The 14,585-nt window shown below is 60.1% G+C and carries 13 protein-coding genes; 10 read left to right on the top strand and 3 right to left on the bottom strand.

Features of this window, described 5'->3' with window-relative positions; all coding sequences use genetic code 11:
• Nucleotides 1-57: 57 nt before the first annotated feature.
• Nucleotides 58-1,368, bottom strand: a complete 1,311-nt coding sequence (locus tag J6524_RS23755) for a hypothetical protein (protein WP_225675012.1) — start codon at nt 1,366-1,368, stop codon at nt 58-60.
• A 555-nt stretch (nt 1,369-1,923) separates the two neighbouring features.
• On the opposite strand from J6524_RS23755, the gene J6524_RS23750 reads away from it, so the two are divergent.
• From J6524_RS23750 to J6524_RS23715, 8 genes are all read left to right on the top strand, one after another.
• Nucleotides 1,924-2,988: a Gfo/Idh/MocA family protein gene (locus J6524_RS23750; RefSeq protein WP_225675010.1), complete on the top strand. Its 1,065-nt coding sequence runs from the start codon at nt 1,924-1,926 to the stop codon at nt 2,986-2,988.
• Complete coding sequence (locus J6524_RS23745) at nt 2,985-3,452, top strand: acyltransferase (protein ID WP_225675008.1); 468 nt, start codon at nt 2,985-2,987, stop codon at nt 3,450-3,452. Before J6524_RS23750 ends, J6524_RS23745 begins: the two co-directional genes overlap by 4 nt.
• Before the next feature lie 11 nt (nt 3,453-3,463).
• A complete protein-coding gene (locus J6524_RS23740; RefSeq protein WP_225675006.1) occupies nt 3,464-4,564 on the top strand; it encodes a DegT/DnrJ/EryC1/StrS family aminotransferase in 1,101 nt (366 codons plus the stop codon).
• 204 nt (nt 4,565-4,768) lie between these two features.
• Nucleotides 4,769-5,767 (top strand): NAD-dependent 4,6-dehydratase LegB, encoded by a 999-nt coding sequence (locus tag J6524_RS23735; protein ID WP_225675003.1) that lies wholly within the window; start codon nt 4,769-4,771, stop codon nt 5,765-5,767.
• Between the two features lie 86 nt (nt 5,768-5,853).
• Nucleotides 5,854-6,993, top strand: coding sequence for a LegC family aminotransferase (locus J6524_RS23730; protein ID WP_225675001.1), 1,140 nt, complete (start codon nt 5,854-5,856; stop codon nt 6,991-6,993).
• Nucleotides 6,993-8,381 carry a hypothetical protein gene (locus tag J6524_RS23725; RefSeq protein ID WP_225674999.1) on the top strand — a complete coding sequence of 463 codons (1,389 nt, stop codon included), beginning with the start codon at nt 6,993-6,995 and terminating at the stop codon, nt 8,379-8,381. The genes J6524_RS23730 and J6524_RS23725 overlap by 1 nt, the downstream gene beginning before the upstream one ends.
• 59 nt (nt 8,382-8,440) lie before the next feature.
• A complete protein-coding gene (locus tag J6524_RS23720; RefSeq protein WP_225674997.1) occupies nt 8,441-9,766 on the top strand; it encodes a lipopolysaccharide biosynthesis protein in 1,326 nt (441 codons plus the stop codon).
• A 78-nt stretch (nt 9,767-9,844) separates the two neighbouring features.
• Entirely contained in the window at nt 9,845-11,407 is a 1,563-nt protein-coding gene (locus J6524_RS23715; protein WP_225674995.1) for a hypothetical protein, read from the top strand.
• Nucleotides 11,408-11,413: 6 nt separating this feature from the next.
• On the opposite strand, the gene J6524_RS23710 is transcribed toward J6524_RS23715, so the two are convergent.
• Entirely contained in the window at nt 11,414-12,373 is a 960-nt protein-coding gene (locus tag J6524_RS23710; RefSeq protein ID WP_225674993.1) for an NAD-dependent epimerase/dehydratase family protein, read from the bottom strand.
• Here J6524_RS23710 and J6524_RS23705 point away from each other — a divergent pair.
• Complete coding sequence (locus J6524_RS23705) at nt 12,372-12,545, top strand: hypothetical protein (protein ID WP_225674991.1); 174 nt, start codon at nt 12,372-12,374, stop codon at nt 12,543-12,545. The genes J6524_RS23710 and J6524_RS23705 overlap by 2 nt on opposite strands.
• Nucleotides 12,542-13,342, top strand: coding sequence for an FkbM family methyltransferase (locus tag J6524_RS23700; RefSeq protein WP_225674989.1), 801 nt, complete (start codon nt 12,542-12,544; stop codon nt 13,340-13,342). The genes J6524_RS23705 and J6524_RS23700 overlap by 4 nt, the downstream gene beginning before the upstream one ends.
• 30 nt (nt 13,343-13,372) lie before the next feature.
• Here the strand turns inward: J6524_RS23700 and J6524_RS23695 are convergent, their stop codons facing one another.
• Nucleotides 13,373-14,527: a phytanoyl-CoA dioxygenase family protein gene (locus J6524_RS23695; RefSeq protein WP_225674986.1), complete on the bottom strand. Its 1,155-nt coding sequence runs from the start codon at nt 14,525-14,527 to the stop codon at nt 13,373-13,375.
• Nucleotides 14,528-14,585 lie beyond the last annotated feature (58 nt).

The following is a 14,585-nucleotide window of genomic DNA, read 5'->3' as shown; positions in this document are numbered from 1 at the left end:
GCTGGCCCCCGGGGCGCCAAAGCTTCGCGCGATACTGCCGGACGGAGGTTGACAAAATTAGGTCTTCGGCTTGCTCACTGCCAAACCGAGTAGATCTCGTGGCGTGATGTACCAGAGAAGAAGAAGGACGGCGAAGCCATGGCTGAGCACCACTGTTGTCAAGGGCACGTTGAGTAGCGCCTGCACGATAACGGCGCTCGAGATCAGAATGAACGGAGGCTGCAAACCGGCAGAAAGTCGATTGGCGAGCGCCATCACGAGTCCCGCTACAAAGGCGGTAACCGGTGCGAAGAAGGATCCTACAGAGGCGATTCCCTCCGTGGCAAACAATGATGCATTGAATTGTCCGCCAATGCCAAAAGCATTGTAAATAACGTTTGCCAATTGCTCCTGATAAGGGCACGCGACAAGGGGCTTGAGTAAACGTATCTGGCAAAAGTACGTTAGTGGATGATTGGAAAAGAAATTGTTGTAATACTCCATAGCCAACGAGGGAATTGCGATCATCCTGAAATTCACCAGCCCAAAATAGGGGACGGTCACGCCATATGGCAGGATTTCCTTTTGAAACAGGATGATGAGCAGCAATCCGACAGATATTGGCACAAGCAGCGAAACGGTCACGGCAAACTTGAAGTCGAGATACCTTGACATCACGAACATCACCACCAGCCAAAACGGCGTAAAAAGGGCCAGCTTACTCAGGGTGATCGGATAGAACAGCAGAAGCAGAAACAGAACAGCGCCGGCACGCCAGATATCTCGACGCCCTGCGAAACAGGCGAATGCAAACGGCAGCAGCGCGTTGGATGCTACCCCGATAACGTAGTTTAAAGTTACCGGTAGTCCAAGCTCGGAGCGGTAATTGTAGATATCCGCAATACCGACGAATTTGAAAGTGTAGCTGGCACCGACGAGGACAGTCGCACAACCGACCAACAGTATGGCCGTAAGCAGGCGATCCAATGCCGACCGCGACAAGACGTAGATTTGGCGAACGGGTGACGAGATGAATAGTGCGGGCAGCAAGAACGCGATCGCCGAGGCCGCAGCGGAAAGTGCGGCCAGCCGATGATTGTAGACCAGCTCCGAAAAGTGATTGAGCCAGAGATACCCAGCGATCATCAGGTAAGAATAAAAGCCGACAATATAGCCGAAGCTATTGTCGGCGTAGGCAAAAAGCAGTGAAACGAGGGCAAACGTGGCCATCAGAACGATGGCGCCGGCCACGTTCGCACTACGAAAGTAGATGTGATAGTCCTGGTAATATTGGGAAACATATACAAGAGAGACACAGGATACCGCGATCAGTATCCAGTTCAGAAGTATCAAAGTCTGGCGCTCTCGAAAGAGGTTTAGTGTGGGCATTTGCCTTGCTCGGGTAAGCTTTCCAATCCTTGATAAGCGGCTGTTGCGTTCGCATATCCGGCAACCGCGTCTCTAGAGCCAAAGGTCGCAGGCGAACAGGTGGTGTTGCGCGGACGCCAATGTTTTCGGTTCCGGGTGATCGCCCATGACCTGACGTTTGTCAGCCCGCCCGACTCGCGCGACAACAATGGATGATCGCCGACCGCAAATCCAAGAAGGCGCAAACCCTTATCATATCTAGGTGGCCCATGGTAAGGTGCTGGGCCTTTCCACTTCGACTTAAGGTTGAATTCGTCTCACCCTAAGTGGGCTGTTGCCGAGATTCGTCGCTCGGAAGTTTTGGCCTATGGTGGGCAGTGTCCAGGTTCGGCACGTTAAGGTAGGCGAATTGACTGGATTTCGCAGTCAATGAGGCATTATTGAACCGGAGCCGGCTAAATCGTATCAGTCGCCCAGAGTCCACGGGAAGAGACTAGTGACCTAAATCGCGGGCTGTCCAGAATTGCGTATGTGGTATTAGCTCTCCATTGGATCCAGCTGTCGGTACAGGGACGCATGATGATCAGATTTGGCTTGCTCGGATGTGGGCGCATTGCAAAGCGCCACTCAGACCTGCTGGGCGGCCGTCATATCGAAGGAGCTGCGCTGGCGGCGGTCTGCGACCCGGTTCGCGCGCGCGCCGACGCCATCGCAACGAAGTTCGGGGTTCCCGCCTGCTATGACATCGAGGACCTTCTTGCCCGCAAGGACATCGACGTAGTGGCGGTGTTGACGCCGAGCGGGATGCATCCTGCCCATGTCATTGCCTGCGCGAAGGCCGGAAAGCATGTCGTCGTCGAGAAGCCGATGGCGCTGCGGCTGCAGGATGCCGACGACATGGTCCGGGCCTGCGACGAGGCCGGCGTTAAGCTGTTCGTCGTCAAGCAGAACCGCTTCAATGTTCCCGTCGTAAAGGCGCGCGAGGCCTTGGAGACCGGCCGCTTCGGTCGCCTGATTCTCGGCACGGTTCGCGTCCGCTGGTGCCGCGATCAGGCCTATTACGATCAGGATGCCTGGCGCGGCACCTGGGCCTATGACGGCGGCGTGCTCTCGAATCAGGCCAGCCATCACATCGATATGTTGGAATGGTTCTTCGGCGACGTCGTCAGCGCTCATGCCCGCGCCGTGACGGCACTGGCGAAAATCGAGGCCGAAGACACGGCAATAGCCACGTTGAAGTTCCGCAGCGGTGCGCTCGGCATCATCGAGGCGACGACGGCTGTGCGGCCGACCGATCTCGAAGGCTCGCTTTCGATTCTCGGTGAGAAGGGAACGGTCGAAATTGCGGGCTTTGCCGTCAACCAGATCCGGCACTGGCGCTTTGTCGAGGAGCTTCCGTCCGATAAGGACGTGATCGAAAAGTTTTCCGTCAATCCGCCGAACGTCTACGGCTTTGGCCATCAGGCCTATTACCAGCATGTGGTCGACTGCCTGGTGAATCAGCGCTCGGCGCTCGTCGATGGCCTCGAAGGCCGCAAGAGCCTGGAGCTGATTTCGGCGCTCTACGAATCGATCGAGACAGGCGCCGAAGTGCCGCTTCGCTTCACTCCGCGTCTGGGCCGGCTTGGTGTCGTCTCGTGAACCGGCCGGACATCCATCAGGCCGGCGTGCGCGACGTCGAATTCGGCGCGCGCGTCAAGATCGTCGAGCCGTGCAACCTCTACGGTTGCAAGATCGGTGACGACTGCTTTGTCGGGCCGTTCACTGAAATACAGAAGGGTGTCGTGATCGGTGCCCGCACGCGCGTGCAGTCCCATTCCTTCGTTTGCGAGCTGGTGACGATCGGGGAAGACTGCTTTGTCGGTCATGGCGTGATGTTCGTGAACGACACGTTTTCGACCGGCGGGCCGGCCCGCGGCAACAGGGAACTATGGCGCGAGACCTTGATCGGTAACCGCGTCTCGATCGGTTCCAACGCCACGATCATGCCAGTCAGGATCATCGATGACGTCGTCATCGGGGCTGGTTCTGTCGTGACCAAGGATATCACGACGCCAGGAACATATGCCGGCAATCCAGCGCGGCGGCTGCTGACGGACAAGTAGGAAGACGATCGATGCCGGTACCCTTTGCGGATCTGCAACTGCAATATCAGAACATCAAGAGCGAGATCGACGGCGCGATTGCCTCTGTCATCCGTGACAACGCTTTTATTCGCGGATCGTATGTAGACGTATTCGAACGCGAGTTCGCCGCGGCCGTAGACGTCAGGCATTGTGTTTCCTGCGCCAACGGCACCGACGCGCTGTATCTCGCGATGACCGCGCTGAAGGTGAAGCCGGGCGACGAGGTGATCACCACTGCGCATTCCTGGATCAGCACATCGGCGATGATCACGCATGCCGGCGCCACCGTGGTGTTTTGCGATACCGATGGCGTCACCTTCACGATTGATCCGGCGGCGATCGAGGCCGCGATTACGCCGCGCACAGTTGGCATCATTCCCGTTCACCTGTACGGACAGCCGGCGGACATGGATGCGATCATGGCGATCGCGCGCAAGCACAAGCTTTGGGTGATCGAGGATTGCGCGCAGGCCCATCTGGCTCGTTATAAAGGGCAGCAGGTTGGAACCTTCGGCGCGGCCGCAACCTATTCGTTCTATCCCGGCAAAAATCTCGGCGCGATGGGCGACGCCGGCGCGGTCGTCACCAACGACGATGCGTTGGCCGAACGCATGACCATGCTGGCGCGGCACGGCGGCCTGGTAAAGCATCAGCATCAAATCGAGGGCATCAACAGCCGGCTCGACGGCATGCAGGCGGCGATTCTCTCAGCGAAACTACCGCATCTCGCAGAGTGGACCAAGGCGCGTCAGGATGCGGCGAAAGTCTATGACGCCGGCCTCAACCAGATCGAGGATGTGGCGGTGCCGGAGGTCGCCTCTGACCGCAGCCATGTCTATCATCTCTATACTATCAGGCATCCGCGCCGTGACGCGCTGGCGGCACACCTGAAGGCCAACGGCGTGCAAACTGCGATCAATTATCCGACGGCACTGCCTTTCCTTGCCGCCTATGCTCGATTCGAGCATCGCCCCGAGCAGTTTCCGAACGCGTTTGCCGATCAGGGGCGCATTCTGTCGCTGCCGATGTTTGCGGAAATCACCAGTGAACAACTGCAAACTGTAGTCCATCTGGTCCGCACGTTCCGCTAAACTGGCGCGGGGTGGTATCATGGTATTGCCAGATTCGAGCGGCAATTCCGGTAATTAGTACCGGATCAATGTGTTACGGGGAGGGCGCGCATATTTCTGTGCGTTCCGGCTGGTCTCTCGCAGAAGGACTGTTTAGAAGCGGCCATACCGGATCGGTTACCTCGCATTGCAGGGTAACCTGGCTTGGCGAAGGGAACCGGAAAGTTGCGGAAAATTTTGCTGACTGGCGCAGGCGGTTTTATCGGGTCCCACCTCGCGGAGGAACTGGTCCGACGGAATTTCACGGTTCGCGCGTTTGTACACTATAACAGCATGGGCTCGCACGGCTGGCTTGACTCCTCGCCGCCGGAGATCCGCAATGAACTCGATATTTTCGCCGGTAGCGTGTGCGACCCAAATGGCGTGCGCACCGCGATGAAGGGATGCGACGCCATCCTGCATCTCGCGGCCCTGATTGCGATTCCCTATTCCTATCATTCACCGGACACCTACGTCGAAACCAACATACGTGGCACGCTCAACGTCTTGCAGGCGGCGCGCGACCTCGGCGTGGAGCGTCTGGTGCATACCTCAACAAGCGAGGTCTATGGCACCGCCCAATTTGTTCCAATCACCGAGGACCACCCACTACAGGGGCAGTCGCCCTATTCCGCTACCAAGATCGGCGCGGATCAGCTTGCTTTGTCCTTCGAGCGTTCGTTTGGCACGCCGGTGACCGTGGTGCGTCCCTTTAATACCTATGGTCCGCGGCAATCGGCGCGCGCAGTGATCCCGACCATTATTACCCAGATCGCGTCGGGCGCACGCAAGATCAAGCTCGGCAGCATCCATCCCACGCGCGATTTCAACTATGTCGCCGATACCGTCGGCGGCTTCCTGGCGGCGCTCGAGAGCAGGGCGGGCATCGGCGAGGTCATCAATATCGGCAACGCCTTCGAGATATCGATCGGCGATACCGCGCGGCTGATCGCCGAATTGATGAACGCCACGATCGAGATCGAGCAGGACGACGTCCGGGTCCGGCCGGAACGCAGCGAAGTGGATCGCCTGTGGGCCAGCAACGCCAAGGCGCAGAAGCTGCTCGGCTGGTCGCCTCGGTTCGGTGGCGTCGACGGCCTGCGTAAGGGCCTCGAACAGACCATCGCGTGGTTCACCGAACAGGAGAACCTCTCTCGTTATCGCGCCAATGCATACACGCTGTGAACAAGATGGTCAGTTCAACCGCCCAGGCGAACCGCAAGTATCCCGACATGCTTGACCTCAAGCCCGTGCTCGGCGCGATCGACGCCGTGCTCGGCTCCGCCGCGCGCCCGGTCGAGTTGCACGAGCCTCGCTTTGGGCAGCGCGAGCGCGAACTGGTGCTCGATTGCATCGATAGCAACTGGGTGTCGTCGGCGGGCAAATATGTCACCCGCTTCGAAGAGATGGTCGCGGCCGCGACCGGGGCGCGCCATGCGGTGGCGATCGTCAACGGTACCGCCGCGCTTCACGCCGCGCTGGTGCTCGAAGGTGTCGAGCAGGGCGACGAGGTGTTGCTACCCGCAATCACCTTCGTGGCTACCGCCAACGCAGTGAGTCACGCCGGTGCCATCCCGCACTTCGTCGATTCGACCTGGGATACGCTGGGACTTGATCCGCAGGCGCTCGAGGCGCATCTCGACGCCGTCGCCGAGCGGCGGAACGGCGCATGGGTGAATAAGCAGACCGGCCGTCGGCTGCGCGCCGTGGTTCCGGTGCACATTTTCGGACATCCGGTGGACATGGCCGCGCTCGGCGCAGTGGCCGCCAAATACGAGCTCGTGATCGTGGAGGATGCGACCGAATCGCTCGGCTCGACCCTGGGCGGGAAGGGTTGTGGGACATTTGGCCATTCCGCCGTGCTCAGTTTCAATGGTAACAAGATCGTCACCACAGGCGGCGGCGGTATGATCGTGACCGACGACGAGGCACATGCCCGTCACGCGCGGCACTTCACCTCAACGGCAAAGCGGGCGCATGCCTGGGCCTTCGACCATGACGAGGTCGCATACAACTACCGGCTGCCGAACATCAATGCGGCGCTTGGCTGCGGGCAGATGGAACGGCTGCCGGCGATGGTCGATGCCAAGCGTCGACTCGCGGAGCGCTATCTTCTTGCTTTCAGCGATTTCCCTTGGGCGCGCATCTATCGCGAGCCGGAAGGCTCGCAGAGCAATTACTGGCTAAATACGCTCGTGCTCGAGCGCGAATACGCCGCTGAGCGCGACCGCCTGCTGGCGGCGTTGCACGGCCATGGCATCCGCGCAAGGCCGCTATGGACGCCAATGCACCTCCTGCCGATGTACCGCGACTGCCCGCGTTCGCAGCTTCCGGTCGCCGAGGATATGCATACGCGCTGTATCAACCTGCCGAGTAGCCCCTTCTTGGCAGAAAGCGCAAATAAGGTCTGATGCCCCGCATCGTCTTCTTCACCATTCACAGCACGACGCCGTGGTGGAAATACCTGGCATCGCGGATGGAGTTTGCCGACGTGGTCGTGCTGAGTGATCTGCGGGACGACGGTGACTATTCGCTGGTCGACGATTTCTACCGTTTTATCGACAAGGGGGATGCGGCGGCCGTCGCGATTGCGCGGTTTGGCGAGGAGGGATGCGCGGACATCATCCTGCGCTGCCGCGTGCTTCGCAGCATCGACCGCAGTCTCGCGCTCAAGATGATCGGCGGCATGACGCAGGCGATCGAGCAGGCCTTCGATAGGCTCGATCCCCATCTCGTCATGACGTTCACTATCGATCGCTATGTCATGGACGTGATGGAGCGGACGGCGCGCCGCCGCGGCATCGATTTTCTCGAAATGACGACGTCAATCATTCCCGATCAGGTGATGCTGATGCGCCGCGGCCGTCCGGCCAGGTTGCGCGAGCCTTCGGCCGAGAACATCGATGCCGCGATAGGTGAGCTCTGCACTGAAGATTTCGCGCCGGCTTATGTGCGCGATGCCAAGCGCTTCTCGCAGGCCAGGTTCTGGCGCATATTCGGCTACTACGCCGTGCGTGGTGCCTTCTTCAATGTCTGGCGTTTCGTGAAACGCGACCGCTACAATTGCCATTATCTGGATGCACTGAAGCGGCTGAAGCACAAGGTGCGCGTCAGCGACGTGGCAGCACTCAAGCTGCTCGATCACGACTGGGACAAGCAGCTTGCCGGCCTGCCGCGCGAGCGGCGCGTGTTCCTCGGGCTGCAGCTCTTTCCCGAAGCTTCGATGGATTATTGGCTGAAGTCCCGGGATATGCTCGCGCATGACGATGTTCTGGTGCGTTATTGCGAGGTGCTTGGCCGCGCGGGCTACCATATCTTCGTCAAGGATCATCCGCTGCAGTTTGGCTTCCGTCAGCGCGAACTGTTCGAGCGGCTTTCAAAGCTGTCTTTCGTGACGCTGGTGCCCTACGACGTGCCGGCTAACCTGCTGATCGGCAAATGCGGAGTTTCGGTGACGTTTACGGGGACGATCGGGCTTCAGGCGGCACTGGCGGGGCTTTGTTCGATCGCGACCGAACCCTATTATGCGACCGAGCAGCACTTCATGAATGTCAAGGATGTCGACGAAGTCGATGCGCTTGCGGAACGGCTTGCGCAGTGGCGCCTGCCTGATGACCTCGCTGTGATACGGCGCGAGATTGTGCGCCATCTCGCATCCATCAGCGTCGAGGGCGACTATTTCGGCTGGCGCAATTTCGATGCTGGGGACGCCGCGGCGCGGGCATCGGTCGAGCCGTTGGTGCGTTCGTTGAATGCGCATTTGCCGCGCTTTCTCAAGTCTTGCAGGACTGCCGCCTGACGATCATGCAGGAGACACGCTGCAACCGATGCCGATAGCGGGTGGTGATGAACAGCGTGATGCGATCTCGTCTGCTTGATCTCGTCACCCGGCCGGCGATTGCGGGCACGGTGTCGGCGCTGATCCTACGCGCATTGACGCTGGCAAGCCGCTTTCTGTTGTCGCTGCTGCTGGCACGCATGCTGTCGCCGGCAGAGGTGGGGCTGTATGGTCTCCTGACGGCGACGCTTGCGTTCGCGCTGCTCGCGGTCGGACTTGAGTTCTATTCCTACACGTTGCGCGAATTGGTGCCGGCGACGCCGGAACGGCGGGCACGGATCATCGCTGATCAGATGGCGCTCGGCTCGGCGGCGTTGTTTGCGATCTGCGTTATAGTGTTTGGTGCGATCGCTATGGGTTTCTTCCCCGCTCGTCTTGCGCCATGGTTCGTCGTGATACTGATCACCGAGCACGTCTCGCTGGAGGCGACGCGGATCCTAATCATCACCTGGCGGCCGGTCCGCGCGTATATCGGCGTTTTCTTACGCGGCGGCATCTGGGTGTACGCCGTGGCCGTTCTGATGTTTGCGGCGCCCTCGACGCGGACGCTCGAGACCGTGCTGGTTCTGTGGGCGATCGGCGGCGTGCTGTCGATTGCTTTTTCCGCTTTCTCGCTCTCCGAGCTTCCCTGGCGCGAGTTGAGGGGATACCGGCCCGACCGGTCGGCAATCGGGGAGGGCCTACGGACGGCGCGTCCCTTCATGCTTACCGCAGCCGGTGCGCTGGTCATCTCCTATGTCGATCGCTTCGTCATCGATGTGTTCGTGGGGCGCGATGCACTCGGCGTCTACACATTCTATTCGACGATCCTGATCGGCCTACTGTCGCTGGGGGGATCGGTATCGCACCAGTTCCTGCCGAAGGTAATCGCGGGATATTCGGCGGGGGTCGATGCCTACCGCACGGCACTCCGCTCCTTCCTATGGTCGATGCTGGCGCTGGCGTTGGGAACCGTGATCATCTGTGGCTTTGCCATGGCACCGATGTTGTCGCTGCTCGGGCTATCCACCTACGCCTCGGGCGTCGGAGTATTTTATGCCATGCTGCCGGGAATCTTCCTGCGCATGCTGGCCGATGTTCCCTCCTACGCGCTCTATGCTGCGAGATCGGACAATGATCTCCTGATTTGCAATCTCGGTTCGGCTGCAATGTCGGCGCTGTTGAACGTTCTCCTGGTTCCAGTCTATGGCATCTATGGTGCGGCAGTAGCCGGTGGCATCGCCAGCGCCGCATTGCTGCTGTCGCTGGCGGCACTGGCTATTCGCAGGATACGCCAGACTAGTAAGGAACCCGCCGAACCGGATAGTGTCGGCCTTCCGACAGATCCCGATATGCTCTATCCGTGAACAGGTGGTAACGTCATTGCGATGTCAAGGTGACCCTGCTACACAACTCTAGGGTCTGGGCGCGTTTCTGACGGCAAAATGCAGCGGCTTATCCACTTGGCGGGCAGTCTCTCGTCGCCCGCAATCCTCATTGTGCTGGTCTGGTGCGCAATGCTTTTGAGCGTTGCCGTCGGACCAATAGATTATCCAGGTCAGCCGTCGCTGGTTGTGCTTACTGTTGTCAGCACGGGCATCACAATCTTTCTGCTTGGCTATCACAGCGGCAAGCTCGTTTTCACCCGCTACTTCTTGCGCCAAGGCCAGATGCCTCCACTCACCAGACAGATGCTGAATCGTGTCGTCACCGCGGCCTCACTTCTCGGCATTGTCGGAATTGCACTGGTCGCGTTCGACCGCACGCTGATGAGCGGGGTGAGCAACAGCGCCTACTCGGAGCTGCTGCGCTGTGCGCCGGAGCTGGTTGACGCCGTATCGATCCAGCGGACACCGCTGCTCTACGGCGGCTATGCCATGTTTTCCTTCGGTTTCGTCTCCGTAGTGCTGTTCCTCCTCAGAGGAGAGGAAATCACGGGAAGCGGGGCCGCGCTTGCGCAATTGTCGATCGTTTCTCCTGTCGGATATGCAGTGCTGTATTCGGGGCGAATGCCGATCCTGTTCGTTCTCGTTCTGGTTGTCATGGCGATCCTGGTTCGTCTCGCGCAGGGGCGGCCGCCATTGCCGCGCGGCCACTATCTCGTCATCAAGACGGTTGCAGCAGTGGCGCTATTTGCGATCTACTCCAGCGCCATCTGGAGCACCCGGCAGAATTTCTGCATCCAGATGTCGCCGCTGATTACCGAGCTGCAGCATGAGAAGGCGCGGCGCGAGGCGCCTCCAGCCACTGCCGGTCAGCCGTCGCAGAACCGGGCCGACGAAGCCAGCCGGCAGAAGGCCGGCGAAATAATTACGGCAACGGATCTCAACAAGCGGTTTGCAGAGGCACGTGCGGCTCCGCCGCCACCGCAGAAGCCAAGCTCCGCCGATGCGGTCCTAGCGATAATGCTGGAAGCCTGGAATGTGAAGCCGCGGGGCTATGTCACGTCCGCGATTGAATCTAGCCGGCTGTCTGCGCGCGGCGCGATGATCGGCCTGAGCACCTATTTCTATCTTACCCACGGGGTACGTACGATCGATATCACGTGGCGTGCGCGCGACAAATTTACCCCGAAATGGGGCGTCTACGAGATCGGCGTGCTGTCGCCGATCCTGCGGGTCTTCTTTCATAATAGCCAGCAGGTCGAGGCTATGGAGGCCGAGCAGAGAGCAGCCTCGATCTATGGCTTCTTCCCGACTGTGTGGGGCGCCGCCTTCCTTGATTTCGGCCTCGTTGGTGCAGTCATTTACATCCTGCTCTGGGGTGTCATTGCCGGCTGGAGCGCGGCGGGAACCAGGCATTCAGATCTGGTGACACCGTCGCTGCTTCTGGTCTTTGTTCTCGCCAGCATCGTACTCAGCGTGGTGCAGGGGCCGCTCGGCATGGCCAATTCGGCGCTGGTACTCGTGTCGATGGCGTTGATCGGCTTCATGCTCGATTTCACCAGACTGCGGTCGGGATCGCCGCAGGATGCCGGGGAGCTTCAGCTGAATGGCTCGGCTACTTGACGCGGGTTACCGCGCCGGGATCTCACGCAGCCACGCAACCGTCGCTGCGACACCTTGCTCCATGTCGAACGGCAGATCGCCGCAGACCGAGGCCGTGGGCTTGAGGTCGAATTGATATTGCGTGAGCACGTTGTTAAGGCGGAAGGAATTGAACGGAAACTTCTTAATCCCAACCGCGTTCACCGCGTCGCCGCAAAGAGCCAACGTGCGCGCAACGGCCACAGGCAAGTGCGGAACGCGGCGGGAACGGAATGCGCGCTGAAAGGCGTCGCACCAGGCGATGAGATCGATCGGCGCATAGTCGGCTAGGTAGAATGTCCGGCGCTGGATCTGTTCGGCAGGGACCGCGAGCAGGCGCCAGTACTGGAATGCAATGTTGTCGATATAGCTATAGGACTTCCAGAGCGGGCCATACCCGACGTGGAAATAGTGTCCGCGTTCGATCATGCGGAGAAAGCGCTGATAGTGTGCGCTCATGCCGGGGCCCCAGACGGTGGTGGGGCGCACCAGGCACCACTCGCGGTCTGCGCCGTCCGCGCTGCGAACGATTTGTTCGGTGCGGACCTTGCTCTTTCCATACAACGTGTCCGCCGTGTAGTCGGTGTCGCTCTTCGGCACATAACCGACGCGGCAGACGAGCTGCGATGAGGTCCATATCCCGCGCCGGATCGACGGCGTCAACCGCACCGCCTCGATCAGGTTCTCGACGCCCTCGATGTTGGCGGCATAGCCCGCAAGGTTGGTTCTTTCGTCGAGATCGATTCGCGCCGCGAGGTGGACCAGTGCGTCCGGTGCTGCACGCTGCACAGCTTGTTTGAGGCGATCGGCTTCCAGGAGATCGCATACAATGTCGTTTGCGGCAGCCGGAACTTTGTCCAGTCCCACAACCTCGCACCCCTCGGTGCGCAGCCGCCGCACCACCGCTTGGCCGATGAAGCCGGAGCTTCCGGTCACGAGAACTTTCATGCTGATGTCGCTGCCGCTGCAGAAGGGGCGGTCGCTTGACCGGCTTGCCCGGCTGATCTACCAAATCGACCTGTCGATTGCAAATTCCACTGAATCCATTGACGGACAGGGCATTATGCGCTCGATCAGTGACATCACCTCGGCTCTTGCCCAACAGGCGCACGCTTCATGAAGGCATTCGTCTCAGCCGCGTTCCAGGCCATCAATCGCGTCCTGGAGCCGATCGGCCTGCGCCTGATGCGCACTAATGCGCCGGTCCGCAACTTCGCGCTGTTCTTCAAGCACCTGAAGTCGCTTGGCTTCGAGGTCAAAACGGTGATCGACGTCGGCATTGCTTTCGGCACCTCGCCGATCTACGACGCATTTCCGCGCGCAAAGTACTTTCTGGTCGAGCCGGTCGCGGAATGTCGTCCCATCCTCGAGCAGCTCAAGCAGCGGCTCGACGCCGAATATTTCCTGGTCGCCGCCGGTGCCGAGAACGGTGAGATCACCTTCAACGTGCATGACGACATCTCGGGTTCGAGCATTTTCGCCCAGGTCGAAGGCAAGGCGCTCGACGGCGAAGCGCGCAAGACACCGATGCGTCGGCTGGACTCATTGCTGCCGGAGAAGCTCGAGCATCCCGTATTCATCAAGGTCGACACCCAGGGCGCCGAGATCGAGGTGCTGAGGGGGCTTGGTACGCGCATCAACGAGATCGACCTCATGATCCTCGAGACCACGATGATGCCGATGCGCCATGGCATTCCGCAATTCGCCGACATCGTGCGCTTCTGCGACGAGACAGGGTTCGCCGTCTATGACGTGCTCGAGGGGCATATGCGCTCGCTGGATGGCGCGCTCGCCCAGATCGATCTCGCCTTTGTCCGCAAGGACAGCCCACTGCGCAGCCAGTCGGCCTATTTCAGCCCCGAACAGCTCGCCGAGTATCTCACGCGGCCGAGCAAGCTAAACCGCCCGAAGAGCTGATCGCTTGTCACGGCGTTAGAACGCAAGGCCTCAGATTTCGGCGAGCAGAATGAACAGGCAGCGGCGTTCGCCCTTATTCACCATGCCGCCGCGATGCATGCCGTTGCCATCGAACAGCACGCAGTTGCCGTAATTCGAGGTCGCAGCGAAATGTCCCTCACGCAGCCGCGCCACGTCGGGGGAGTTGTCCTGCAAGTCGCCGCCAAAATCCGCCTTTTTGCGCAGGAATGCCGGCAGTGCCATGAACTTCTTGCGCGCCTCGGGCCGGCGGCCCGAGAAGCCGCTAAAGTCGTTGGTTCGGCGCACCATACCTTCGAACCAGCCGATCTTCGCATTGTGGCTGCCGCGGATGTAACAGAACGGTCCGCCGTCCGGGCCGATGTCGTGGACGTAAATCGCGCATTTCAGCATGCCGTAGGTGGCATCGATATGCAGATAGCTGCCCCAGGGGTCCGGAAGCTGGGTGTCAGGAAATACTCGTTTCCAAAACGCGAGATCCTGGTCGTTGATCTGGGCATTGACGTGCTTCACGCCGGCCGGGCGGCCGAGATAAGCGCTCGCAGCCTCCATGATGCCGTAGCGCTTGAAGATCTTCTCCACGGTCGCGAAGGCCTCCGGATCGGCGGAGCGCGTGCACCAATAGACGTTGTCGTCGAACTTGCGTTTCTCCGGCGGAATGTTGGCTCGGCGCTCGTCCAGCTTGGCAAAGCCGGGATTGGTGACGCTTCGAATCTCGTCGATTTCATCCGGCGCAAGCGTCAGGCAGACGATGCCATCGGACTTGATCTTGTTGAGCAGCGCCGGGTTTGCCGGCACCGCAGGACGCCGCGCACCGGTCAACGTGCCGATTGCGCGGCTGGCGCGGATGCGTGCATACATCGATATGTAGCGCAGGGCCGTCCGCGCGTTGAGGCCGCTAAAGCCGGCTTCCTTGGTCAATAGCGGCATGTTGTCATAATCGACAATGCGGCGAATGGTGACGAAGGCAAACGTCCGCAGGAACACGTTCAGCGCGTAAAGGCGTTCGCGGAAAGTCGGTCGCGCGAACATGCCGCCGTAGGCCGGATGCGCGTCATAGTCGATCGAGGGCAGGGTGTTGCCGCGATAGGGCGGGATTGGCAACTCGCCGACATTGACCTTGCGTGCGGCGGGCGTCGCATCCGTCAGGGAGTCGATTGTCGTCATGTCGCGTTTCTCCGGGCCTGGCGCGGATCCTCTAATTCGCCCGATCTATACAACCTGG

This window comes from Bradyrhizobium hereditatis (assembly GCF_020329435.1).
In the GTDB taxonomy this organism is placed as follows: domain Bacteria; phylum Pseudomonadota; class Alphaproteobacteria; order Rhizobiales; family Xanthobacteraceae; genus Bradyrhizobium; species Bradyrhizobium hereditatis.
This window is presented reverse-complemented; position numbering and strand designations above follow the sequence as displayed.